We start from the raw sequence: 25,563 nt of genomic DNA, 5'->3' as shown, positions 1-25,563 counted from the left end.
TTCCCGGCCTTCTACCGACTACGAACTCGTCATTCCTTGGATTCCCGCCCCTTCGGTTGACCCGTCCCCCCTTGGCAACAATATTGCGGTTGGGTTCTCTTCGTTAACCCGGAGAGTGGGGGAATGAAGTATCAACCGCTGAACGATCTGATCGATCCGGATGTTCCGGTGGCCGAGACGCCGGCCCAGCCGGCCCAACCTGCCGCTCCTCGCGCGCCCGAGACTCGGGGGATCAAGTATCAAACGCTGATCGATGAGCTCGATCCCGACGTGCCCGCCGCGGACGCACCCGTCCAGGAGGCGGAGGCCGACCCCGACGCTCCCGAAGACGCGTACGTCATCGGGGCGCCCGGGAAAATGATCCTGACGCTCAAGAGCGACGCGAAGATGAACGAGGACCGGCCCAGAACCTGGGTCAAGCCCGTCGCCATCCTCTCCGCCGCCCTCTTCGTGGGGCTCACCGTCTGGAACCTGTCGAAGCTCATGCAGGGACCGCCGGTGCCGCCGCCGCCCAGCCCGTTCCACCTGAAACAGGCGCTGTACATGGCGGCGATCAAGGTCGAAGCGTACCGGCGCGAGCACGGCGTCACACCGGCCTCGCTCGCCGACACCGGCCTGGCGAGCCCGCCGTACAGCTATACCCGCGTCGATCCGAACGTCTACGTCGTCGCCGTCGATCTTCACGGATCCAAGCTCGAGTACGACAGCACGGTCGCGCTGGACAAGTACTTCGGCACGCCCAAAGAGATGCTGACCACGGAGAACCACCAATGACGACCGCCGCGGAACGGACCGCCGAGCGCGCCCCGGTAAAGCGGTCGCGCGAAGCGGGCTACACGCTGCTCGAGCTGATGATCACTTGCTGCGTCATCGGGATCATCGCGAACATCGCGATCCCCGAGCTGTACGAATCGCTCTACCGCGCGAAGGCGAGCCGCATCATCGAGGACTTCAACACCGTGCGCCTCGCCGTGCACCAGCAGTACGCCGATCATAGCTACTACCCGCTCGAGGTCAGCGCCGGCGTCGAGCCGCCCGAGCTGACCCCGTACCTCCAGAACCGCATCCTCTGGACACACGAGGACTACCAGTACGACTGGGAGCTCTGGATGGACGGCAGCGGGAACCCGACGCAGCCCTCGACCGGCGTCCTCGTCGGCTTCAGCATCTCGACGCAGGACGCGCACCTCGCGGACTGGCTCAAGAAGCTCTACAAGGGCCGGATCATCGACACGATTCCGGACCACACGACCTTCGTCATCGAGCCTTACGGCACCTAGCCGGCGCCGCGGGCGCCGCCGGAGGGTCGTGTCGTATAACAGACCCTCCATGGGCGTCCCCCGCACCGCACTCCTGGCCGCGCTGCTCGTCGGCGCGGCGGCCTGCTCCAAGGGCACGCCGTCCGCGACCGCCGTTCGTCCCCTCGATCCTCCGGCCGCCCCCGGCGCGATCGCGCCGCGTCTCACCTCGTTCGACGGACGCGTCGTCCTGAGCTGGGTCGAGCCGCAGGGAGACGGCGGCACGCTTCGCTATGCCGTGCGTGACGCGAGCGGCTGGAGCGCCGCGCGGACTGCGGAGCAGGACCCCCACCTCGCCGCGAATGGCGCCGACGTCCCCGGTGTCGTCCCTCTGGCCGGCGGCGGCCTCGCCGCGCACTGGTGCGTCAAGCGCGACGGCTCGACCCACGCCACGGACCTTCTCACCGCCGTCTCGCGCGACGGAGGCGGCACCTGGAGCGCTCCCACGCGCCCTCACCGCGACGACACCGCGACCGAGCACGGGCTGGCCAGCCTGATCCCGCTGGCCCAGGCCGGACGGTTCGGCATGGCCTGGCTCGACGGTCGCGCCGGCGAGCTGGCCAGCTACGGCGAGGGGGGCACCGCCCTCTACTGGGCGCAGTGGGACGGCCAGGCGTTCGGCCCCGAGACGGTCCTCGACCCCCGCGTCTGCGACTGCTGCAAGACCGCCGGCGCCGCCACCGCCTCCGGCCCCGTCGTCGCCTACCGCGACCGCGACGCCGACGAGCGCCGCGACACGTCGGTGGTGCGCCAGCGAGAGGGCCGCTGGCAGCCCCCGGATACCGTGCACGCCGACGGCTGGCGCCTGACGGCATGCCCGACGAACGGCCCCGCCGTGGCGGCGCAGGGCGATCGTACCGTGGTCGCGTGGTTCACCGGCGCGGGCGCCGGCCCATCCGTGTGGGCGGTGCGATCGACCGACGGCGCCGGGACGTTCTCGCCGCCCGTTCGTCTCGACGCCGGCACTCCCGGCGGCCGCGTCGACGCCGCCCTGCTTCCCGACGGCTCCCCCGTCGTCGCGTGGCTCGAGAAGAAGGGCGACCGCGGCGAGGTCACCGTCCGCCGCATCGGCGCCGACGGCACGCTCGCGGCGCCCGTCGTCGTCGGCACCACCTCCGCGGCGCGCTCCTCCGGCTACCCGCGCATCGCCGCCACCGGCGCGCGCGAGGTGCTCGCCGCCTGGACCGAGACCGGCTCCCCCGCCAAGCTCCGCGCCGCGCTCGTCACCCTGCCGTAAGAGGGGACAGCTTCCGAAACTCCGCTTCTCCGAATTCCCGGAGCGAAAGCGGAGTCATGTTTTCGGAGAACGGAGTGCCGCGTACCACGGACGGTACAACGATGTACCACCGGTGGTACGCGAGACCGCCATCTCCGAATACCCAGTCGTGGCTCGCGGATTCTCCACCGCGATTCGCGCGGGACGCTTGCAACGCGGATCGATCGACGAGCCTCTCGTCAGCGCGCGTCGGGCCTAGTGTCGATGCACATCACGGGAGGGCCGGACGATGAACGCTTTCCTACCGCTCGCATTCATGATGTCGCTCACATCGGCCCCGAACGATTCGACGGCTTGCGATGAGCTGATGGCGACGTTGTCGATACTTCGCTGGGGATCGTTCACCGAGCGGTGGCAGCTCGTGAGCGACGGCGTTCCCCACATCCAGGATCTTCTGGATGAGGACGAAGACCTCGACGGCTGCAGCGTGCAGGCGCTGCGCACCCTCGGACAAATCCTTCGCAACGAGTCGGACGATCGCATCGTCGCCCGCCTGATGGACGCGATCGAGCTCGACTGCGACGCGCTCGACGGATTCGCCGTCGCAGCGCTATCGCACCCGTCGCCGAACGTCCGCCGCCGCGCCGCCGCCATCGTCACCGAGGACACGTGCGAACGCCCGGTCGTGCCACGGCTCCTACGGATGTGGGAGAGCGAACCGCGGTCCTGGGTATTGTCCGAGGTCGCTCTTGCGCTCGCGAGCGAACAGGACACGACAAACATCGGCCAATTCGAGGAGCTTGCGCACGACGATCCGGGCGTGCTCGGAGACGCGGCGCTCGAAGCGGTCGGCGATCTGGCGATGCCGCGGAGCGTGCAGGTGATCGAGCGGGTCGCCGACAGCGACGGGCCGCGTGCCGCTCTCGCGCTGTCGTATCTCGGAAGGTGGATTGATCGTCCAGATGCGCTCAAGGCACTCCGCCGCCTGACGCTCTCCGACAATCCCACAGTCGCCCACGCGGCGGTCGCGTGGCTTGCACCTCGGGCGCCCGATCCGCCCCCCAAGGACGACGAGGGAGGATCGCAGGCGAGTGTCAAGGAGCCCGTCGTGACTGGTAGAACGTCGGCGCGCCTCCTGCCGGTGCTTCTTCAGTTTTCCGCCGAAAACCGCGAGCTGTCTTTCGGATCGTTTGCGCTCCGGGCGAGCGATCGCTCGCGTTCGGTGCGTTGCTGGGAGGTGCCGGGATACGAAAACCCGGATGCGATTCGCCCGAGGCTCGTCGACGGCAGGTCGGTCACCGCGCACGACGTCTTCGAATGGAAAGGCGAAATCTGGTACCTCGTGATGTCCGGCACGTTCGCGTGCTGGGTCCCGGAAAGCGTGCTGGTGCAGGAGGGCACGGCAGACGCGACGTCCCGTCCTCCCGTGGAGTTCGACATACCGATGACCGAGCTTGCGTCCCCGGGTTGGCGCCTAGCCGAGCGATCCGGGTTTGCCGTGACGTTCGACGAAAGCGATCAGGTCGTCGGCGTGCGCTTGTCCGCCGCCACGGGCGATCGCGATCAGATTTCCTGGGTGGTCGATCTCATCGAAGGCACCGAGGGACAGCTCCAGCTCGGTCTCTTGATCTGGCTCCGCGAGAACGTCGCGTGGTGGAGCGGCGACGAGGAGATCATGGCGCGCGTTGCCGCGCTCACTCACTCCGACGACTAACCGACCCGTTTCGCCAGCTTCTTCATCCACTTGCGCAGCATCGGGTGCGCGCCGGGCAGATCCTCGGCGAGCGCCGAGATGTCGGAGCCGGCGCCGTCGAAGACATCGGGGTTCGCGAAGCGGCCCTTGGTCCCGCCCACGGCGCGCACGAGCTCGCCGAGGGCGGTTGAGGCGCTGCCCTCCTCGAAGTCGACCTTGTAGGGGTTGCCGTCCGCCGCGATCGCACGCTGCCAGTCGGCGCGCATGCGGTCCATGAGGAGCGCGCGCGCCTGGGTGATGTCGCGCATCGGAACGCGCTGGGTGTGGGCGAGCTCGATCATGTAGCTCACGAGATCGGGGCTCGAGAGATCGGTCGAGGCGGGCGCGAGCGTCACGGTGCGCGTGTCCTGGAGCGTGCCGTCGCGCGCGACGCTGACGTCGAAGCGCGGGGTGCCGGCGAGGAGGTCGAGCGGGCGGAGACCGTCGTAGACCGCTTCGGTCGTGGCGGTGCCGCCGGCGGGGACGTCGAGACGATCGCGGCGCGGCTCGCCGCTGCCTGCGATCGAGGTCTCGGCGCGCATCGGGTTGCGGCTGCGGTTCGCGACCGCGAGCGCGACGCGCACGGTGCCGCGGAGCGGGTCCGATTCGATCGAAGGCTCGTTCGCCAGCTCGAGCGGCCACGACACGTAGACGGGGACCTTCTGCCGGTCGTCGTCGAGGCCGACGACGAGGTCGGCCTGCGTGCGCGGCGGGACGTTGCCGGCGACCGCGAGGACGAGGCGGGGCATCGGGACGCGGCTGCGCGCCGCCACGCGGACGCTGGCGTCGTCGCCGGCCGTCAGGATCGTGCCGTGGACACTCACGTCGGCGGTGCCGTCGGCGCCGCCGTAGTTCACGATGTTGCCGGCGAGCATCACGCGCTCGCCCGGCTCGACGACGCCGTCGCCGCCGGCGTCGACGACGTGCACGTCCTCGAGCGCCGGCCGCGGGTTCCGCGACCAGTTCTGGTACTCACGCTCGTACGCGGCGGCGTACGCCTTGTCGAACAGGAAGCCGAACGACATCGCGGCGGCGGCCCTGACGCCGTCGTTGAAGCCGTCGGCGTAACCCTGCCGGTATGCCCACTCGGCGTTGACGGCCCGGCCGTAGCGCCAGCCGTCGGCGTAGCCGACGCGCCAGCCGGCGTACACCTGGCGGAGATCGACGGCCGCGAAGGTGTCGTCGAAGCTCTCGAAGAACGCCGCGCGGAAGCGATCGCGCTCGCCGGGACCGAACTTCGTCCAGTACGAACCGGGGCGCTGGCGGTCGCGCCAGACGGCGAACGCGTAGGCGGAATCCTTCCAGGCGCCGTCGTAGGCGCGCGAGGCGCTCGCGTCGCGCGTCAGCCCGGCGGGCTGCGCGTCCCAGCCGTCGAGGGCGGCGCGCGCGTCGCGGCTCAGGCCCGGCGCGGAACCGAACGGCATCGCGGCGAAGACGTCGTCGAAGACCGGCTGGTCGGCCCACGGTCCCGAAGGCATGAACCGGGAGGACGCGGCGGCGGCGCCGGGCGACGCGGGGTCGTTCCGCGGATCGCGTGAGAGATCGGCGAACTGCGCGCGCACGCGGTCGGCCGCGATGCCGGCGGCGGCGTCGACGGCGGCGTCTTGCGCGATCGACCCGCCGACCGTCATCGCGCGCGGGTCGAGCCGGCCGTAGCGGAACCCTTCGCGGCGCTCCCAAGTCGCGGGGCGCGGGTCGTTCAAGGCTTCGCGGGCACCGCGCTGGAAGCCGGCGCGCCAGTACTGGCGCCAGCCCCATTCGCGCGTCGCCTCGAGCGCCATCGTCTCGCCGGCCTTGTCCCCCAGCGTCTCGGGATCGGCGGCGGGACGCGGCGCGCCGCGACGCGCGGCGGCGACCTGCGGTGAGACCGTGACGACGACCTTGAGGTCGTCGGGAAGATCGGGCGCGGATTTCGCGGGAGCGTCGTCGGGATCGCGCCGGGCCGCCGGATCGCGCTTGTACTCGAGCGCGACCTTGGGCACCGCCTTTCGCGGCGCGAGATCGTCGGCGTGCACCACGCCAATGGCGGCCAGGCCGGTGAGGGCGGCGAGCGTCAGGACGCTGGTCGTTCTCATGGTGATCTCCCACCCGACAACTTCGGGCTCGGAAGCGTCTAACGCAACCCCGATGCCCGGCGTTCCCGCGCTTCTTGCGCGCTATTCTGTGCGCTCGCGATGACGTCCCGTCCTCGCCGGAGGCCAGATGATCGACCGCCTGCGCACTTTCGCCGCGCTGGTGCTCGTAGCGCTCGCGAGCTGCGCCGGACCTTCGAGGCCGAAGGACCCGGCGGCGTTCTACGACGCCGATCTGAAGCCGCGTCTCGTGCCGCTTCTCGAGGAAGCGATCCGCTTCCCGACCGTCAAGGGCAACATCGCCGCCCGCGACGCGCAGCAGGCGTGGTTGATCAAGACCGGGACGGCGATGGGATTCACGACACGGAATGCGGGCAAGGTCGTCGAGGTCGAGCTGGCGGGACCCACCGGAGCGCCGGTGCTGGGTCTCGTCGCCCACGGCGACGTGCAGCCGGTGGACGAGAAGGCCTGGTCGATCCCGCCGTTCGCCGGAGCCGACAAGGACGGCTACGTGCTCGGGCGCGGCGCCGCCGACGACAAGGGCCCGATCGTGCAGGCCCTCCTCGCGATGAAGGCGCTCGATGCGGCGGGGCCGGCGCGCTCGCACACGATCCGCCTCCTCGTCGGCAGCGACGAGGAGAGCGACAACCTCGACATGAAGGAGTATCTCGCCGGCCATGCGCCGCCGGACTACTCGCTCGTCCTCGACTACGACTTCCCCGTCGTCGTCGGCGAGAAGGCGTGGACCGGCCTCTACCTCGACGCGAAACCGGGAGCGCGATCGAACGCCGAGCTTCCGTTCCGCATCAAGAGCTTGAGCGCCGGCCTCTCGGCGAGCATCGTCCCCGACCGCGCCGAGCTGGTTCTCCAGTGGATTCGCGGCGTGCCCCAGTGGGGCTCGCTCGTCGCACGCCTTCAGGAGCGTCCTCTTCCCGAAGGTACGCGCCTCGAATTCATCGACGATCCCGGCGGGACGCTCACCGTCATCGCGCATGGAAAGTCGGCCCACGGCGGCACGAATCCGGAAGGCGGCCGGAACGCCCTCGTCGCCCTGGCGCGCGTCACCGAGAACCTGCTGCCCGCTTCCGGTGAAAACGACCTGCTCGCCTTCGCGCGCATGGCCGGGCGGGACATCTACGGCACGGGGCTCGGCCTCACCGAGAGCGACCCGCTGTGGGGCCGGCACATCGTCAACGTCGGCACGATCAAGCCGCGTGACGACGGCTCGCTGCGCCTCGAGGTCTCGATCCGCCGCCCGCCGCCGCGCACCGGCCAGCAGATCAAGGCCTACCTGACCGACGTCGTCCGTCGCTTCAACGCTCGCACCGGTGCGAAGCTCGCGATGGACGGCTACTGGGACGACGAGCCGCTCTCGTTCGATCCCGAGTGCAAGCTGGTGAAGCGCCTCCTGGCGGTGTATGCGAGGGCGACCGGCACGCCCGCGCCCCCGTTCGTCGGCGGAGGCGGCTCATACGCGAAGCGGCTTCCGAGCAGCATCGCCTTCGGGATGTGGTTCCCCGGCAAGCCCTACCCCGGCCACGACGTCGACGAGAAGATCTCGATCGACGACCTCCACCGCGGCACGCATGTCCTGATCGCCGCGCTCGCCGACATCGCGTGCGGGCCGAAGATCGATGCCCCTTTCGCTCGATAGCCCGAAGGCGCAGCGCCGACTCGTGGCGGCGATCGTCGTCGCGACGCTTCTCCCCTTCGTCGGCAAAGCATTTCACATCGACGATCCTCTCTTCGTCTGGATCGGGAAGCACATCGTCGATCACCCTCTCGACCCGTACGGCTTCCAGGTCAACTGGGCGCTCACACCGCGTTCCGTTGCCGAGATCACGAAGAATCCTCCACTGACCTCGTACTTGATCGCCGCGGTCGGCTCCGTCGCAGGCTGGTCGGAGATCACGCTCCACGTCGCGTTCCTCCTACCTGCCGTCGCTCTCGGTCTCGGCACGCTCGAGCTGGCGCGGAGGCTTTGCGCGAGACCGTTCCTCGCGTTCCTCGTCTCGTGGCTCACACCTGTGACCGTGCTCACGGCGTCGGGCGTGACCTGCGACGTCCTCATGCTCGCGCTGTGCGTGTGGGCGCTCGTCCTCTGGCGCGACGGACGGCTGTGGACCGCGATGACCCTCGCCGGCGTCGCCGCATGGACGAAGTACTTCGGCGCGGCGTTTCTTCTCCTCTTCGTTCTCGACGCGCTCCTGCGACGAACGCCGCTCAGGCGCTGGGCGCCGCCACTCGTCGTTCCCGTCGCGATGCTCGCGGCCTACCAAGCTTGGACGAGCCACCTCTACGGTCGTGGCCTCCTTCTCGACGCCGCGGCGTACGCTACCGACTGGCGGGCCGGCGAGAACATCCCGCTCCTCGACCGTGCGCTCATGGGACTCTCGTTCACCGGCGGTTGCATGCTCGCCGCCCTCGCCTTCGCGCCGTGGCTCTGGAAGGTGCGCGGTTGGATCGCGGCCGCCGGCGTCGCCGTGATCGCGGCGTACCTGATTGCGACACGCGCCACGATGATTGCCGACACCGAGCGTCTGGCGGTCGGCGTCCACGCCGCCTTCTTCGTCGCGGGCGGCCTCTCGCTTCTCGCGCTCGCCATCGATGATTGGCGGCGGGAGAAGAGCCCCGACGCCGCGCTCCTCGCCGCCTGGGTGGTGGGAACGTTCGTCTTCGCGTCGTTCGTGAACTGGACGATCAACGGACGTTCGATCCTTCCCCTGGTCCCGGCGGCGGCGATCTTGATCGTGCGCCGACTGCCGGAGCGCCCGCGATGGATGTCGGCGGCGGCCATCGCCGTTTCGGCGATCGTCACGTTGGTCGTCACGGTCGGAGACGTTCAGCTCGCCGACGCCGGCCGAGAGGCCTCGGGCATCGTTCGAGCCAAGGCGGCGGGGCGCACCGCTCGATTCGAGGGCCACTGGGGCTTCCAGTACTACATGGAGTCCTGGGGCGCGAAGCCGCTGGACATGGTCACGGCCGAGCTGAACCCCGGCGACGTCGTCGCGTTCGGTTACAGCAATACGCAGATCGTCGGCTTGCCCAAGTCGAAAACCGGTCCGACCGATCGGTTCGAGGTCGGATCGACGCTGCCGGCGTCAACGATGCGCTCCTATGCCGGAGCCGGCTTCTATGCGTCGGTGTTCGGTCCGTTGCCCTATCGCCTCGGTGCGATGGCACCGGAGCGTTACTCGATGATCGAGGTGAAGTGATCCGGTTCAGGCGACTTTGACCGGAGTCATCGCGTCTTCGCGACCCTCGCCACGGTCTCCCTGAGCGCTGCGATCGAGAACGGCTTCGTCAGGATGGGACGTCCCGCCGACTCGAGGAACGCGACCGACTTCGCGTTGGCGATGTCGCCGGTCGCGAAGACGAGCTTGTCGACCAGCTCGGGGCGGTGCTCCTTGAGGTAGCGGTAGACGCCGCTGCCGTCGACGTCGGGCATGCGCATGTCCGAGAGGATCATGTCGAACCGCTCACCCTTGGCGAGGACGCCCATCGCCTCGCGGCCGCCGCGGGCGGCGGAGACGGTGGCGCCGCTACCGTCGAGAGCGGCGGTGACGAGGTCGAGGATGGTCGGGTCGTCGTCGATGACGAGGATGCGGAGCGCTTCCGCGATCTCGGCGACCTGTGCGGCGCTCGGCTCGGCCGGTTTCGCCTCGACGTGGGCAACGAGCGGCAGCGCGATCGTGAACCGCGTGAACTGCCCGGGCTCGCTCTCGACGCGGATGTCGCCGTCGTGCTCGCTGATGATGCCGTAGCAGATGGAGAGGCCGAGGCCGGTGCCGCGGCCGACTTCCTTGGTCGTGAAGAACGGCTCGAAGATGCGGTTGCGGACGTCCGGCGGCATGCCGGGGCCGTTGTCCTCGATCGTGAGGACCACGCGCTCGTCGTCTCTCTTCGTGCTGAACTTGATGCGGTCGCCGCGGCCCGCGTCCTCGATCGCCTGCTCGGCGTTGACGAGCAGGTTCAAGATGACCTGCTGGACCTGCTGAACGTCGGCGGAGACCTTCGGGAGCGACGGGTCGAGCTCGGTCTCGACGCGGATCTTCTCGCTCCTGAGGTGGTAGGCGCGCAGGCCGATCGTCTGCTGCACGACCTCGTTCAGGCTCATCGCGGAGCGCTCGGGGGAGCGCTTGCGCGCGAAGGCGAGCAGGTTCTGCACGATCTTGCGCGAGCTGTCGGCGGCGGAGACGACGGTCTGGAGGCGGCGCCTCAGGTCTTCGTCCTTGATGCGCTCCATGAGGAGCGCGGCATTTCCGAGGACGACGGTGAGCGGGTTGTTCAGCTCGTGGGCCACTCCGGCGACGAGCTGGCCGACCGCCGTGAGCTTCTCCGAGTGGATCAACGTTTCCTGCGCACGCGACAGCTCGGCGGTGCGCGCGGCGACGCGGTCCTCGAGCGCCCGGCGCTCGGCATCGAGATCGGCGCGGGTCTTCTCCAGGTCCTGCGCCATCACGTTGAAGGCTTCCGCCAGCTCGCCGACCTCGTCCCTGGAGGAGACGGGCACGCGTACCGACGCCTCGCCGCGGGCGACGCGCGCGGTCGCGGCGACGAGCCGTCCGAGAGGGCCGGAGACGATGCGCGCGATGAAGACGCCGAGACCGATCGTGAGCGCGAGCAGGATCGCGGCGCCCGCGGCGATCTGCGCCTGGAGCCCCCGCGTCCTCTCGTCCGTCGACTCGGTCGACATGACGAGGCGCACCGAGCCGATCGCGTGTTTCGTCTCGTTTCCCGGGGTGTCGAGCGCGAAGGCGCCCTCATCGCGGCCCGTGCCGGAAGAAGCGGTCTCGACCGGCTTCTCGACGACGAGCATCGCCCGCTCGCCGGCGGCGTGCTTGTCGGCGACGACGGACGCGACGACGCGGCCCGACGCGTCGAGGACCGCCGCGCTCGAGACGTCCCTCGTCCGCGCGGCGCCGTCCAAGAGGGCCTTCAGTCCGCCGACGTCCCGCGCGAGGAGCGGCAGCTCGGCGTTGTAGGCGAGCGTTCCGGCGATGATCTCCGCGCGCTCGGAGAGATCGCGCTTCCCCTCGGAGCGCACGGTGTTGCCGAGGACGACGACCCCGACGGCGCAGAGAAGCGCGAGCGCGACGGCGAGTGGCGAGACGAGGCGCACGGCGAGGGAGCGGGCGAACGGTGTGCGATGGCTCATGGTGTGGGGTAGACCGCGCTCGCCTTGGCGGCGAGCTGCGGCGGAACGGCGACGCCGATGTGCTCGGCGGTCGCCTTGTTGAGGAACAGATCGAGGCGCGGAGGCCCGATCGGCGACGGTGCCTGCTGCTGCTCGTTCTTCGCGAGGCTCGCCGCCATCGTCCCCGCCGCGCGCCCGACCTCGGCCGGATCGGCGGCGAGCGCCGCAAGCGCGCCGGTTCTGACGAAACTCTCGGACAGCGCGAGGAGGGGCTTGTGGCTTCGCAGGGCGAGGAGGATGAGGGCCCGCGCGTTCGCGGCGGTCAGAACGGTCGAGTCGGCGATCCCCCAGAGCGCATCGACCGAGGAAACGAGCAGGGTGGCGGCCGAGAGGACCTCGCCCTCGCCGCGGACCGCCTGCGCGACGACCTCGAACCCCTTCGAGCGCGCGATCGCCTGCGCCTTGCGAACGGCGGCTCCCGAGATCGCGGGATCGTAGAGGACACCGATTCTCTTCACCTCGGGCGCGAGCGTCTTGAGCACCTCGAGCTGCGCCGCGGGATCGACGTCCATCGTGACGCCGGTCATGTTCTTCTTGGGCGCGTCGCCGGGGCCGGGAAGGCCGAGCGCCTCCGGGTCGAGGAGCATCGCGTAGACGAGGCGTGCGTCCGGCGCCTGCGCACGGACGAATCGCGCGGCTCTCGCACCGACCGCGAGCGCGACGTTGCCCGACGCCGCGAGACGCTCGGCCACCCGCTTCTCCGCCGCGGCGTCCTCGAGCACGACGACCTCCGCGGGAACGCCGCCTTCGTCGATCGAGCGCCGTGCCGCGTCGCCCGCCGTGCGATACGCCTCGGGCCCAGGCGACACGACGACGAGCGCCCCGGGCGAAGACGACAGAGCACGGCCCGCCGGCTCCAGGAGGAGCGCGAGAGCGAGCGCGGCGGCGCGTGCGAGCTTCATCTCAGAAGGTGAGCCTGACGCCGAACGTGACGAAGCGGCCGCGGAGCGCCGTGTTGATGTCGGGCGCGACGAGCGTCTCGTAGGGGTGCGCGTCGGAGAGGTTGTGACCGTCGAGCTCGAGCGCGATCTCGCCGCGTGAGACGGGAATCCGGTAGTGGATCGCGGCGTCGTAGAGCGTGTACGAGCCTTGCGGCCGGAGCCCGAAGATCGCGGGCGACGATACCGTGTACCCGCTCGAGTACTGTGCCGCGACGTTGACGGTCCAGTGCTTGCCGGGAGCCCAGTCGGCGAGGAAGTACGCCCGGCTGCGGGGCGCATAGGCGTTCGCGGCGTCGCCGTAGGGGAGCGACGTCGCACGGTACGCGTAGGCGAGGTTGACGTGGAGCGACTTGACCGGGGTCGTGAGCAGGGTCGCCTCGCCTCCCGCGACGCGGAACGGATCAGTGCGATTCAAGTAAGGCTGCTGGATCTCGTTCGGCGTTCCCGGCACGAAGAACGTGGGGCCGCGATAGATGAAGTTGTCGACGTCGTTGTTGTAGAGGTCGGCCCTCAGAACCGCCCACTTGGCGAAGCGCCACGCGAACCCGCCCTGCGCCGAGTCGATCCGCTCGCGCTGGAGATCGGGGTTGCCGTAGATGACGACGATGAGATTCGGCGCGATGTCGTAAGGAAGGAAGCGCTGCTCGATGTAGCGCTCGTTCCACGACGGAAGCCGGTAAGCGCGGCTCCACGAAACGTGGATGCTCCAGTCGGAGTCGGGCTCGATGACCGCCGCGATGCGAGGGGAATACGCGGGAGCGAACCCTTCGGCCATGTCGGCCCGGAGGCCGGTCAGCAAGTGGAAGACGCCGTCCGCCGCGTGCCACTGGTGCTGCGCATAGAGGCCGCCACCCGACCGCACGCTCGGCACGTCGTCCTGCTTGACGATGTCGCGCGACACCTCGTCCCGCTCGGCCTCGAAGCCGGCGGTCAGGTCCTGGTGGTCGGTGAGGGTCGTGTCGGTGCGAAGCGCGACGCGCACGCGCGAGTCGGTCTCGCGCTCGTCGCCGACGTACGGGGTCACCGCGTTGTCCGGCGGCCCGCTCTGGTTGTTGTGGCAGTTGGCGCAGGTCGTCCCGCGGTAGCGGTTGAGCGTGAGGGACGAATGGAACGTGGTGCGGTCCGTCCTCGCATCGTAGTGCGTGTCGATGATATCGACGTCGTTGTGCGCGGGGATCGTCGGGAACCCCGAGAACGAGAACGAGCCGTAATCGCTCTGCTGGTGGAGGAGCGAGCCCGAGAAGTTCCCGACGCGGCCGGCACCGTAGAGATAGCTCTGGCGGTGATCGGCGTCGCCGTTCAGCTCGATCGGCGTGTTTCCGGAGAAGGCGCCGACCTCGACGGCTCCCGAGGCGCTCTTGTCGGCGATGTCGACGCCGACGTTGCCTCGCACCGTGCGCTCATTGCCGGCGGCGAGACGCGCGCTCAGGCTCGAGCCGTTGTCGCCGACAACCTCGGCCGGCTTCTTGCTCACGATGTTGATGACGCCCCCGAACGCGTTCGCGCCGTAGACGACCGACACCGGCCCGCGCACGACTTCGATCCGCTCGATCCGCGACAGTGGGAAGAAGCCGGTGTAGTTCGGGTGCCCGGGGAAGCCGCCCTTGTCGGGGCTGTTGTAGGGCGAGCCGTCGATGAGCATGAGCACTTCTTCGGAGAAGGGAGACGACCCGCTCGAGCGGATCGAGATGTGCCCGCCCATCGGCGTGTAGCGGATGTCGACGCCGGGCACGCGGCGCAGGAGATCGAAGATGTTCGAGACGCCGGAGCGCTCGATCTCTTCTGCCGTGATGACGGTCGTGGCGCCGGGCGCCTCGCTCCACGGGATCGCGATCAGCTCGGGCCCTTGCCAGCCGAGGGCCGCGGTCTCGCGATCGGCGACGGGGTCGGCCGCCTGCGCCGGATGAAGCGCCCCCAACGCCAGGACGGCGAGAAGTCTCTTGAAGGACACGGTGCCCCCCTCCGAGGCCCGAAGGGCCTCGCGCGGAAATCTGGTTTCCGCGGCGGGTCAGGGCAATCCGGTCAGCTTTTTGTCGAAAACGGCCTGATGTTTCGTGGGGCCGTACCCGAGGCGCCGGTAGAAGACGTGGGCGCGCTCGCGGACGACGTTGCTCCGCACCCGGATCCTCGGCAGGCCGTGGGTCTTCGCCCAGCCCTCGGCGGCGAGGGCGAGCGCGCGTCCGATGCCTCCGCTCCGCCGCCCCTCGTCGACGACGAGACCCGCGATCTCGGCGAGCGAGCCGCCTTCGAGCGTCAGGTCCGCGCGCACGGAGATCCAGCCGACGACGGTATCGCCTTCCGCCGCGACGAAGATCGCGGCGCGGCCGTCCGCGGTCATGCACTCCATGCGCGAAGCGATCTCCGCAGCGGTCGCCGGGTACCCGAGCTGGCCCGACAGCTCGGCGATCGATGCCGCATCCGCCGCGGCCGCTTCCCGGACGATCAGGCCGGGTACTCCGTGTCGATCGCGGAGGCGCACGCGACGAGGGCACGATGCGCGGACGTGTGCTTGAGGAGGGTCATCTTGTCCCCCTCCACCTTCATCCTGCCAGAGAGGATCGCGGTCGCCGCCATCGTCTTGCGCTCGAGCACGTCCTTCCACAGGGAGAACGGCGCGCGCAGTCCGAAGCCCGCGTCGGGGTGGCTGCCGCCCTCGATGAACGACGCACCGCCGCACGCGCCCTTGGCGAGCTTCACGAGCAGCGACCGCGTCTCGGGGAGCTTCGTGTCGGCGTCGAAGACGAGGAGCACGTTGCCGTTGAACCCGTCGCCCCATTTCACGGCCGCGTTCCGGTACTCGCTCGAGCGGTTGATCTCGGCGGCAAGGGCCTCGGCCCACGCCTCCGTTCCGAAGGTCACGGCCATGCTCAGCGTCTCCCCGCGCCCGCCTGCTTCGGCGCATCGAACGGAAGAAATCCGGGGTTCAGAATGTGATCGGGATCGTAGCGCCGCTTGAGCGCGACCATCTCGTCCCAGCGCGCGCCGAAGTGCTCCTTCCACTCGTCCGGCGTGAAGTTGACCCAGCCGGAGAGATAGCGTTTCGCGCCGAACATGACCATCATGCGGCTCACGTTCTCGAAGCGCTCGCTCATCTCGCCCCAGAATTTCTGCGGAACCGCGGGGAGCAGGCCGAAGCCGACGAGGTTCTCCCCTTCCGGCACCATGAAGTTCTTCGAGCGCGACGTCGTCCCCTTCGCGGGCCAGATGAGGACGTGCCCCCCGACCTGGATCCCGGGCGGCGTGTCGGCGAGCACCTGCTCCATGCAATCGGCCGCCGTCTCCCAGGGGAGGATGCACTCGATCCACGGGTGCATGAACTCCCACGTCCCGGCCTTCTTCCACAGCTCGAAGACCGGCACCATCCGCTCGAGGAAATCGATCGTCGGGCAGTCGTCGGTGTAGACGTTGTCGTAAGGGCGGAGGCCGGCGAGCAGCGCCGCGTCATCGGGCGGATGCCCCTCGTCGTACTCGATCGTGAGATGGAACGGGTAGAACCACTTCGCGAAGACCTGGCGCCGCCCCGACACCGGCCGGGTCCCCTGCGCGCACGGCGCGCCCCACGACTCGAGGTGATCCCACGTCCCGCTGTCCATCGACATCCGCGCATCGTCCAGGAAGACGCGGAGGTCGTCGTAGAGCAGATAGTAGGTCCGCGTCATCGGCTTCATCTTGCGGAGCTGGAGCTTCGCGCGCGTGATGACGCCGAACGATCCGAGCCCCGCGATCGCGCCCCAGAAGAGATCCTCATGCTTCTCCGGCGAGCAGGTGACGAGCTTCCCTTCGCCGGTGACGACGTCCATGTCGACGACGTTGTCCCCCTGCGAGCCGAACTTGAACGACGCGACGCCGATGCCGGCCATCGACAGCGTGCCGCCGACGGTGACGCCGAGGTTGTTCGTGAGCACCCGCGGGACGAGGCCGTGCCTTGCGAGGTGGTGGACGAGATCGCGCCAGACGACTCCCGCCTCGACGTCGACCGTGAGAGCGTCATGGTCGATCGCGCCGATCTTATCCATCGCCTTCATCTCGACGAGGACTCCGCCCTGGTTGATCGCGAGCTGCGACTGCGAGTGGGCCGAGCCGCGGTTCGTCAGCGACAGCTTGTTCTTGCGGCAGAACTCGACGAGCGCCGTCACGTCCCGGGCGGAGTCCGGGTAGACGACGAAGCGCGGCGTCCACTGGAAGATCCGCCCGTAGTTCTGGACCTGATCGGCGGTGAACTGGTCGGGGGTGCGGATCGTCCCTGCGAGGGCATCGGTGAGCGAGGCGAGGAGCTTGTCCATAGGCCGTGCAATGTACCGGAGGGGAACGAGGGCGGCTAGGGTTTCGTCGCCACGAGCTGCGCCGCGAGCGCCTTCGCCCCGCGCTCGTCGAGGCGAAGTCCCTCGGCGGCCGCGGCGAGCGCGCGCTTCCGCGCTTCGCCCTCGGGCATGACGCTCGCGAGTGCCATGACGTGGGTCCAGCTCGAAGCGCCGACGTAGTGGGCCAGCTCGAGATAGTTCGCCGTTTCGGCCGGGAGCGGCCCCACCTCGCCTTCGAGCGCGCGCGTGCGGTCGAGGACGTCGGCCGCCGCGACCCGGAACGGAACCCCCGCCGACAGCGGCGCCCCGCCCGCTTCGGGCTCGAGCCACCACGTGTAGACCTCGCCGGGCGCCAGCGCCAGCGCGCTCCCTGCGGCGAGCGGTTTGCCGGGTGCCGCCGGCTCGCTCCGCCACACGACGTCCCGCTTCTTCGCGACGACGACTCGCGCCTTCGGCGGGCCGCCGGTCCACGCGAACGTCGCCTTCGTCTCGGTCAGCGCCTCGTAACGCGGTGTCAGCGGCAGAGGCGCGTCGCCCGCCTCCCAGCCCGCGTCGCCGCGCATGGGGCTGACGAGCAAGCTGCCCGAGGGATCGTTCAAGACCCAGAGTCCGCTCTCGAGCTGCGCGATCGTCCCACTCTTGAGCTTCGCGGCACCCTCGTGCGGCTCGACGCTCTTGGGAATCGCGAAGCGCGTCGCGTCGGTGAGCCGCACGACCCCGCCGCCCTTGAGGTACACCGACGCGGTGGCACCACGATCGACCACGACGACGTCGGTCGGAGCGAGACGCATCCCGAGAGTCGCCGGTTGCGACGACGATGACGCCCCCTGGACGACGACGTGACCGGAGACACCGACGATGACGCCGGCAGCGGGATCCGACGCCACCGAGGCCAGAGCAACGAGCGCCGCGAGAATGAGCATCATCCGGGCAGTCTACCTCGCGAGGCGGGCCAGCCCCTCGGTCGCGTCGTCGCGGGCCTTCCCCTCCGCGCCCGCCGCGATCGCCTCGGCGAACGCGGCCACGGCCGCATCCTTGTTTTCCGACCCCTCCTCCGCCTGCCCGAGCCCGACGAGCGCATCGATGCGAGGCCCCTTGGGGAGCGGTCCGGAGAGCGCGCTCCTCAAGGTTTTCGCCGCGGCGTCGGGCGAGCCGTCGGCCAGCTCGGCGAGGCCGATGCTCTTCATGAGGATCGCGTGCTCCGCGGTGTCGGCGGCGGGCGGCCGATAGCCGGCGCCGAGCGCAACGGCGTCCCCCGCACGTCCCTCGGCGAGGAGGACGAGGATCAGCTCGCTCGCGGCGGGCGCCTCGAGCGCACGGCCGCGCGCCAGCTCGAGCGCGCGGCTGAGCGACTCTTCGGCACCGGGCAGATTCCCCGCGCGCCTGAGCGCCGACGCGTGGTTGTAGACGACGACGTCCTCGTCGCCGAACGTCTGGGCGCAGTCGCCGAGGATTGCGACCGCCCACGACGGATCCTTGTCGAGGAGGGCGAGGGTGCCGAGGTTCGTGCACGCCGCGAGGTAGCTCGGGTCGGCGCCGCGCGCCGCCAGGAACAGGCGCCGCGCCTCCGCGAACTGACCGGCCTCGAGCGCCGATCGCCCCCGTTCGTTCAGACGCAGGGCTTCGCGCTTCGATTGCCAGACGCGCATGCGCCATGTGATGACCGACGCGATCGCGACGAGAGCGACGACCCCCACGACCGCGATCAGGACCTTCCGGTCGCGGCCGCGCCGCGCGACGGCGCGGTCGAGCGCCGCCACGACCTCGTTCATGCCGGCGAAACGATCGCGCGGATCCTTCGCGATGCACTTCGCGACGATGCGCAAGAGATCGTTGGGAATCTTCGGATCGAGGGACGGCCGGTCGAGGACGGCGTGGAGCCCGCGCTTCCGCGAGAACGGCCGGTGCCCCGACAGCATCTCGTGGAAGGCGACGCCGAACGCGAACTGATCGGCAGCGGGCGTCGCCGGCAGCCCGGCGAGCGCCTCGGGCGGGATGTAGAGCGGCGTCCCGTACAAGCTTCCCGAGCCGTGATCGAGCGTGACCGTCGCCGTCGTCTCCCCGTCGTCCTTCGCCTTCGGCACGGCGTTCACGGCGAGCCCGAAGTCCGATACCTTCACGCGGCCGTCGGAGGCGACGAGCATGTTCCCCGGCTTCACGTCCCGATGGAGGATCCCGCGGTCGTGCGCCGCCGCGAGCGCCGAGGCCGCCTGCCGCGCCGCGGCCAGCGCTTCCTTCACGGGGAGGCGGCCGCGCTCGATCCGGTCGGCGAGCGACCCCTCGGCCATGTACTCGGTGACGAGGTAGAGCCCGTCGTCCGCCGTGCCGACCTCGTGCACCGTGAGGATGTGCGGATGCTCGATCGCGGCAAGCGTCGCGGCTTCGCGGCGCAGCACGCCGGCGTCGGCCGCCGCGACCTCGGGCTTGAGGCGCTTGACCGCGACGCGGCGCCCGGGAATCTCGAGGTCCTCGGCGAGGTAGACTACGCCGGCGCCGCCGCGCCCGATCTCCTGAACGATCCGAAAGTGTCCGATCGTCTGCATGAGGTGCCCCGCATGATAGTTCTCGGGCGAGCGGTGGGAGCCACGATCCTCGCGCTCACGATCGCGACCGCCGCGGAGCCGGCGAAGCTGCCCGTGCCGCCGGCCGAGCAGAAGGTCATGGACGCTCTCGGGGCCGGGAAGGCCGACGAGGCGATCGCCGCGATGAAGGACGCGATCGCAGCGCGCGAGGCCCAGGCGACGACGGACGCCGTGGCGGCCGCCACCGCGCTCGACGACCTCGGCGCGGCCGTCTTCCAAGGCGCCGCCGGATCGGACGCCTCGATCGCAGCGGCATCCGACGCCTTCCGGCGCGCTCTCGACGTGCGCACGAAGGCGTTCGGCCCGCGCGGCGCGGAGACGGCCAAGAGCTACAGCACGATGTCGACCTTCGCCTTCCTGCGCGGGAAGTGGGACGAGGCCGAGAAGTCGGAGCGCCAGGCGCTCGACATCCGCCGTGAAGCGCTCCCCAAGGGCGACCCCGCCATCGCGGAGAGCCTCGACGGCATCGGCGTCGTGCTCGTGCGCGAGGGCCGCCTCGCCGAGGCCGAACCGCTGCTCGTCGAATCGGTCCGCACGTACACCCTCGCGATGTCGGCGCCGGCCGACAAGCGCTACGACGCGATGAACTCGCTCGGCGAGCTGTACCGGCAGCAGGACCGCCTCGACGAAGCGGAGAAGACGTTCCGCGACGCGATCGACGGCGCCGAGAAGCTCGGTCCCGACGGCTCCCCTCTCGTCGCACGATTGACGAACAACCTCGGCGGCCTCCTCAAGGACAAAGGCAACCTCGCGGACGCCGAGTCGCTGACACGGCGATCGCTGACGCTCCGCGAAGCGGCGCCGCAGCCGGACCCAGCGGATCTCTCGGTCGGCTACCTGAACCTCGCCGAGATCTACAGGCTCGAGGGGAACGCTGCCGAAGCCGAGCCGCTCTATCTGAAATCGATCGAGCTGGCGAAGAAAGGGCTCGGCGAGGATCATCCCGATCTCGCGACCCATTACGGCCAGCTCGGCGTTCTCTATCGCGACACCGGACGCGTCGACGAAGCCCGCAAGCTGTCGGACCGGTCGATCGCGCTGCTCGAGAAATCACTGGGACCCGACCATCCGTTGCTCGCGCAGGCCCTGCACGATCGCGGCGTGCTCGAAGCCGGCGCCGGAAAACCGCAGGCGGCACTGCCGCCGCTCAAGCGCGCCCTCGCGATCCGCGAGAAGGCGCTCGGCGCCACTCACCCGGACGTCGCGGCGACGTTGGTCGAGGTCGCGCGCGCCGAGTCTTCCTCACAACCCGTGCAAGCCAAGACGCGCGTCGACCGCGCGATCACCATTCTCGACGCGTCTCAGACCTATCCCGACGTTGCGATCGACGCCCGGACGATCCGGGCGGGACTCGCGCGAGCGAACGGCGACTTCGCCGGCGCCGAGAAGGATCTCACGACGGCGGCGGGCACGATCGAATCACTCAGGCCACGAGCGGGAGGTGGCGAAGCGACGCGTGCGCAGTTCCTGGCGAAGTACGCCGGGGTCTATGACGGGCTCGTCGATCTGCTCCTGACGCGGAGCCGCATCGGCGACGCCTTCACCTGGTCGGAGCGCAAGCGCGGCCGCGCCCTCCTCGAACAGCTCGCCTCCGCCGGCGTGGACCTTCGCCAAGGAATTCCCGAACCGGCACGCACCGAGCTGAAGACGCGAGAGACCGCGGCGCGATCGTCGGTCGCCGAATGGCAGGCGCGCACCGACGCCCTCCTCGCCCGCGACGACCTCGCTCCGGCGGAGCGCGAGACACGGCTCACCGACGCAAGGAAGCAGCTCGCGACTGCGACTTCCAGCCTTCGTCGCGTCGACGAGGAAACGAAGAACGCGAGCACGCTCTGGCGCGCGTCGTCCGGCGGCGACCCCGCGACGCTCAAGGACGCGCAGGCCCTCCTGGGCAAGGACGAGCGCTTCTACGTCTATGTCGTCGGCGAGAAAGCGAGCTGGCTCATCGACGTGCCCGCGGCTCCCGCGCCCGCCACCGCTCAGAAGCTGACCGTCGATGCGCTCGCGGCGAAGACGCTCGGCGTCAAGGCCGGCCCGCTGACGGCTTCCTCGCTCACTTCGGTTCTCGACGCTCCCACCGGTCTCCTGGCCGCTCTCTCGCGCCGCCCCGCCGAAGGCTTCCCCGACGAGAGCGGCGAGACGCTCGCTGCGCTCTACGGGATCCTCGTTCCGCAAGCGACTCGCGCCGGATGGAAGACGGCGCATGAACTCGTGATCGTCCCGGATGCGGCGCTGATCCGTCTTCCCTTCGACGCGCTCCGGATCGGCGAGCGCTACTGGCTCGACGACGGTCCCGCCGTGCGTTACGCGGTCTCCGCGACCCTGCTTCGCGCTCTGGCGCAGCGTCCAGCGCCTGCGACCGACGGGCTGCTCAGTGTCGCCGACCCTGCCTACACCGGAGCGCGCTGGCCGCGGCTTCCGGGCACCGCCGCGGAGAGCGACGCCGTCATTCAAGCGGTCGGGATCCCCGCGGTGGTCCTTCGTGACGACAAGGCGAGCGAGCGAGCTGTTCGTGCCGTCATGCCGGCGAAGCGTTTCCTCCACTTCGCGGTCCACGGCGTCGTCGACGAAGGCCGCGGCGATCTGCTCGCCGCGCTGGCGCTCACCCCGCCGGCAGGCGCGCCCTCCCCCGAAGACGACGGCCTGCTTCAGCTCTTCGAGATCTACGACCTCAAGCTCGACGCCGATCTCGCCGTCCTCTCCGCCTGCGCGACGCACGCCGGCACCACCGTCGCCGGTGAAGGCGTCTTCGCGCTCAGCCGCGGCTTCCTCGCCCGCGGCGCGCGCCGCGTCGTGGCGAGCCAGTGGGAGGTCGACGACGCCTCGACAGCGAAGCTCGTCGCGGAGTTCTTCAAGACGATCGGCGCGGCAAAGTCGCCGGACTACGCGGCAGGCCTCGCAGCGGCGAAGAAAAAGGTGCGCGGCGAGGTTGCGACTTCGGCGCCGTTCTACTGGGCGGCGTTCGTGATGACGGGGCTCAGGTGATGCTGCGCTTCGTTCGTTTGGTCATGACGATCTTCTTGACGTTTGTCCTTGCCGTTCTCTTCGCAGAGTTGGAACGCAGACGGACGAATGCGAGCGGAAGCGCCCCACGGCCCGAAGACTCTTTTCGGCGCAGGCGCGCCGTGCTTCTGTCGATTGTTCCGGGGATTGTCGGCCTGGGCTTGGTGGTGGCCCACCGAGCGTTCATGCTTACGCAAACGTGGGCTCCGCTCGCTGGGGGCGTCCTCTGGTCCGCTGTCGCAGTAGTGCTGTCCTGCTCCGACCCGCGCGTGCGTCAGATGTGCCGCCCAGTCGTTCTGACAGGCGAGACGACACCAGACGTGGCGACGGCGTACGCCGTGGCACTTGGACTCGTCGGCTGGACAAGTGCCCGAGGACTGCTTCTCAACGTCAGCCCGGTTCGAGCATCTTCGGTCCTGTTGATCGTACTGGTTTCTTTCTCGGTCTCAGTAGGTGAGGAGACGTTCTATCGCGGCTGGCTGCTCGTTCACTGGAACGCGTCGACCACGAAGTTTCTGGCCGGTGCGGCGTCGCTCCTGCTTTTTGTGATCGCGCACTTCGGTGGAGACTGGTTTGTCATTGTTCGCGCGCTGATCCTCGGAGCGGTCATGACTTGGGTGACTCAAGAGAAGAACAACTTGCTTCCCGCAGTACTGCTGCACACCGTCGCGAACGTGGGATTCGTTTCGCACGACCTCGCCGCAAGTGGCGCTCTGATGCCGTTGTCTCTAGGCCGGTGATCTTCGACGGGCGCTCTACGGACACGTCCTCCCCGCAATCACGCCCGCCGTGCTGAACCCGAGCGGCCCCTGCCCCGACGGGCACGCGTCCTCCGCGCGCACGAGGTAGTAAAGGCCGGCACCGACCGCGGGATTCGTCGCATCGGTGAAGGTCGTATTGGGGCCGTCGTTCGTCTCGACGCACGTCGCAGACGTCGTGAAGTTCGTCGGCGTGGGCGATCGCAGCGTGTCGTAGAGGAGCGACGCCGCGCCGGGTGCCGACGGCGCCGACCAGATGAACGTCGTCTTGCTCGTCGCCATCAGCAGGCGGACCTCGCCGGGCGTGGCCCAGATCGTGGCGTTGGCGTCGTTGCAGTCGTTCATGCAGACGCTGAAGCCGTCGCCGTCGTTGTCGGCTTCGTTCGTGCCGGCGAGGAGAGGCCAGCTCGCGCTGTTGCAGTCGTTGTTGAGGCCGTCGCCGCAGAGCTGCGTGGCGCCGCCGAAGACCGTGGCGCGCGTGTCGTCGCAGTCGACGCAGCTCGATTGGCCGTCGCCGTCCGCATCGACACAGTTGCAGCCTTCGCGGAGGAAGTAGATCTCGACGTCGCCGGTGAGGTTGCTGGTGTCGCTCCACGCGACACCGTACTTGCCGCCGCCCCAGCCGAGGCTGGGGCTGACCGACTGATCGCCGAGCGTCGTGAGCTGGATGTCCGAGCCGATCTTGGCGCCGGCGCTCGAGATGCGCGTGAACCAGATCTCCGGGTTGCCCGAGCTCGTGCGGTCGTCATCCCATACGACGCCGTACTCGGAGCCGGTCCAGGCGATCGACGGGTCGCTCGAGATGCCGGCGGCGTTCGTGATGCGGACGGGGTTCCCGACTCTGGCGCCGGCGGCGCTGATCCGTTGGTAGTAGATCTCGGCGAACGTCTGGAAGTCTTCCCAGGCGACGCCGAACTCGCTGCCGTTCGAGGCGACGGTCGGGACGTTGACGCCGGAGGTGTGCGTCGTGACCTGCGTCGCGGGCAGGGTCGGGCCCTGACGCGGATCAACCAGCTCGAAGAAGATCTGGCTCTGGCCGCTGCCGTTGCCACGCCACGCGATCCCGTACTTCGAGCCGCTCCACGCGATCCGCGGGAGCGAGTTGCCGTTGAAGCTCGTGTCGTCGGTCACGTGGATGTACTGGCTCAGGGTATTGCCGGTCCTGTCGATGCGGACGAAGCGGATCTGCTGCTGGTTGACGAACTGGTCCCACACGACGCCGTACTCGGAGCCGGTCCAGACGAGGTCGGGCTCATCGGGGCTGGTGCCACCGTTCGCGGGGTCGAGGAGCGGGACCTCGGTGCCGATTGGCGTGCCGTTGCGGTCGAAGCGGCGGAACGAGATCGCGCCGTTGTGGCTCCAGACGGCGCCGTACTCGCTGCCGTTCCAGACGACGCGCGGATTCGTGCAGTCGGAGCACGAGCCGGTGACGGAGACCTCGGGCGCGACCTTGACCCCCGCCGGCGTGATGTGCGTGAACCAGATCTCCTGGTCGCCATTCCGGCTGTCGTGCCAGACCATGCCGTAGTCGACGCCGTTCCACGCGATCGAGGCGTGCGACGAGTCGAACTGCGCGTTGGTGACGCGGAGGTCGCTCCCGATCTTGGAAGGCGTCGAGCAGACCTTGACGCACGCGGCGTTGTCGTCGATGAGGCCGTTGCAGTCGTTGTCGCGTCCGTCGCAGACCTCGGCGGCGCCGGGGTGGATCTTGGGATCGGCGTCGTTGCAGTCGCCGGCGCAGTCGGTCACGCCGTCGCCGTCGTTGTCGTGGCAAGGATTCGTGATGATGGTGAAGGTGAGCGTGTTGAGGTTCTGCGTCGACCACCAGCCGGTGATGACGTAGAGCGTCCCCGGCGTGAGGCCGGTCACGGTGACGTCCGATTGGGCCTGGATAGCGCCGTCTTCTTGACGGCCGAGGGCGAGTGCGCCGCCGCTGAAGTCGTTGGGGTTGGCGGATGAGCTGTGCGGCGCGGAGGCGTGGAAGTCGACGTTGTCCCACCAGGCGTGGTTCGTCAGGTCCCATGCGGCGGCGTTCGTGTCGAACTGGTCGAAGAAGGTCTCGGTCGTTCCGGCTGCGGAGAAGTCGTAGCCGGGGTAGTTGGCCGGTCCGGGCGGATCGACGAAGCAGATGCCGTAATTGGGCGTGACGATTCGATGGGCGTCGAACGTCGCCTTCGGCACGATCGTGAAGTTGTCGAGGCGGTTTGCGTTCCAGCTCGATCCGCTGAAGTTGTTCGCCTGCACTCGGATCGTGACGCGGTCGCTCGCCGCGGTGAACGTCAGATCGTTGTCGTCGTTGTCGATCGGGCAGTACTCGGTGGGGAAGCGCCGGTCGAGGGTCTTCATGAAGTCGGCGCGCGCACGGATGGGAACGAGGAGCGCCGCGAGAGACGCAAACACGAACACGAGGCGATGAGCGAGACGCATGGACCTGCCCCTTGAGTCGCACTGAAAGTACAACCG

At 69.3% G+C, this 25,563-nt stretch carries 18 protein-coding genes; 8 read left to right on the top strand and 10 right to left on the bottom strand.

Features of this window, described 5'->3' with window-relative positions:
• Positions 1–123: 123 nt before the first annotated feature.
• The 4 genes from VFV19_10850 (at position 124) to VFV19_10835 (ending at position 4,228) form a co-directional block, all read left to right on the top strand.
• A complete protein-coding gene (locus tag VFV19_10850) occupies positions 124–774 on the top strand; it encodes a hypothetical protein (GenBank protein ID HEX4824805.1) in 651 nt (216 codons plus the stop codon).
• The gene (locus tag VFV19_10845; GenBank protein HEX4824804.1) at positions 771–1,280 is read left to right on the top strand and encodes a prepilin-type N-terminal cleavage/methylation domain-containing protein; all 510 of its coding nucleotides are present in this window, start codon (positions 771–773) and stop codon (positions 1,278–1,280) included. Before VFV19_10850 ends, VFV19_10845 begins: the two co-directional genes overlap by 4 nt.
• Before the next feature lie 49 nt (positions 1,281–1,329).
• Positions 1,330–2,535, top strand: coding sequence for a sialidase family protein (locus VFV19_10840; GenBank protein ID HEX4824803.1), 1,206 nt, complete (start codon positions 1,330–1,332; stop codon positions 2,533–2,535).
• Between the two features lie 268 nt (positions 2,536–2,803).
• Positions 2,804–4,228, top strand: a complete 1,425-nt coding sequence (locus VFV19_10835) for a HEAT repeat domain-containing protein (protein ID HEX4824802.1) — start codon at positions 2,804–2,806, stop codon at positions 4,226–4,228.
• Here VFV19_10835 and VFV19_10830 read toward each other — a convergent pair.
• Complete coding sequence (locus VFV19_10830; protein ID HEX4824801.1) at positions 4,225–6,321, bottom strand: hypothetical protein; 2,097 nt, start codon at positions 6,319–6,321, stop codon at positions 4,225–4,227. The two genes, VFV19_10835 and VFV19_10830, sit on opposite strands and share 4 nt — an antisense overlap.
• A 127-nt stretch (positions 6,322–6,448) precedes the next feature.
• On the opposite strand from VFV19_10830, the gene VFV19_10825 reads away from it, so the two are divergent.
• Together VFV19_10825 and VFV19_10820 are read left to right on the top strand one after the other, a co-directional pair.
• The gene (locus tag VFV19_10825; protein ID HEX4824800.1) at positions 6,449–7,972 is read left to right on the top strand and encodes a Sapep family Mn(2+)-dependent dipeptidase; all 1,524 of its coding nucleotides are present in this window, start codon (positions 6,449–6,451) and stop codon (positions 7,970–7,972) included.
• On the top strand, positions 7,953–9,533 hold the full coding sequence (locus VFV19_10820) for a hypothetical protein (GenBank protein HEX4824799.1): 1,581 nt from the start codon (positions 7,953–7,955) through the stop codon (positions 9,531–9,533). The genes VFV19_10825 and VFV19_10820 overlap by 20 nt, the downstream gene beginning before the upstream one ends.
• 26 nt (positions 9,534–9,559) lie before the next feature.
• Here VFV19_10820 and VFV19_10815 read toward each other — a convergent pair whose 3' ends face one another.
• From VFV19_10815 to VFV19_10780, 8 genes are read right to left on the bottom strand one after another with little or no spacing between them, the layout of a single operon-like run.
• Positions 9,560–11,476: an ATP-binding protein gene (locus VFV19_10815; GenBank protein HEX4824798.1), complete on the bottom strand. Its 1,917-nt coding sequence runs from the start codon at positions 11,474–11,476 to the stop codon at positions 9,560–9,562.
• A complete protein-coding gene (locus tag VFV19_10810) occupies positions 11,473–12,417 on the bottom strand; it encodes an ABC transporter substrate binding protein (GenBank protein HEX4824797.1) in 945 nt (314 codons plus the stop codon). The genes VFV19_10815 and VFV19_10810 overlap by 4 nt, the downstream gene beginning before the upstream one ends.
• A 1-nt stretch (position 12,418) precedes the next feature.
• Positions 12,419–14,407: a TonB-dependent receptor gene (locus VFV19_10805; GenBank protein ID HEX4824796.1), complete on the bottom strand. Its 1,989-nt coding sequence runs from the start codon at positions 14,405–14,407 to the stop codon at positions 12,419–12,421.
• Positions 14,408–14,464: 57 nt separating this feature from the next.
• Positions 14,465–14,935 (bottom strand): GNAT family N-acetyltransferase, encoded by a 471-nt coding sequence (locus VFV19_10800; protein HEX4824795.1) that lies wholly within the window; start codon positions 14,933–14,935, stop codon positions 14,465–14,467.
• Positions 14,899–15,321 carry an SCP2 sterol-binding domain-containing protein gene (locus tag VFV19_10795; GenBank protein ID HEX4824794.1) on the bottom strand — a complete coding sequence of 141 codons (423 nt, stop codon included), beginning with the start codon at positions 15,319–15,321 and terminating at the stop codon, positions 14,899–14,901. Before VFV19_10795 ends, VFV19_10800 begins: the two co-directional genes overlap by 37 nt.
• Positions 15,322–15,323: 2 nt before the next feature.
• On the bottom strand, positions 15,324–16,739 hold the full coding sequence (locus VFV19_10790; GenBank protein HEX4824793.1) for an FAD-binding protein: 1,416 nt from the start codon (positions 16,737–16,739) through the stop codon (positions 15,324–15,326).
• Positions 16,740–16,774: 35 nt separating this feature from the next.
• Positions 16,775–17,683, bottom strand: coding sequence for a hypothetical protein (locus tag VFV19_10785; GenBank protein HEX4824792.1), 909 nt, complete (start codon positions 17,681–17,683; stop codon positions 16,775–16,777).
• Between the two features lie 9 nt (positions 17,684–17,692).
• Entirely contained in the window at positions 17,693–19,300 is a 1,608-nt protein-coding gene (locus VFV19_10780) for a protein kinase (protein ID HEX4824791.1), read from the bottom strand.
• Between the two features lie 12 nt (positions 19,301–19,312).
• Between VFV19_10780 and VFV19_10775 the strand changes: the two genes are divergently transcribed.
• Both VFV19_10775 and VFV19_10770 read left to right on the top strand, forming a co-directional pair.
• Entirely contained in the window at positions 19,313–22,324 is a 3,012-nt protein-coding gene (locus tag VFV19_10775) for a CHAT domain-containing tetratricopeptide repeat protein (GenBank protein HEX4824790.1), read from the top strand.
• Entirely contained in the window at positions 22,324–23,082 is a 759-nt protein-coding gene (locus VFV19_10770; protein HEX4824789.1) for a CPBP family intramembrane glutamic endopeptidase, read from the top strand. The genes VFV19_10775 and VFV19_10770 overlap by 1 nt, the downstream gene beginning before the upstream one ends.
• A 15-nt stretch (positions 23,083–23,097) precedes the next feature.
• Here the strand turns inward: VFV19_10770 and VFV19_10765 are convergent, their stop codons facing one another.
• Positions 23,098–25,527, bottom strand: a complete 2,430-nt coding sequence (locus VFV19_10765) for a putative metal-binding motif-containing protein (GenBank protein HEX4824788.1) — start codon at positions 25,525–25,527, stop codon at positions 23,098–23,100.
• Positions 25,528–25,563 lie beyond the last annotated feature (36 nt).

It is taken from the genome of Candidatus Polarisedimenticolaceae bacterium, assembly GCA_036275915.1.
In the GTDB taxonomy this organism is placed as follows: domain Bacteria; phylum Acidobacteriota; class Polarisedimenticolia; order Polarisedimenticolales; family DASRJG01; genus DASRJG01.
This window is presented reverse-complemented; position numbering and strand designations above follow the sequence as displayed.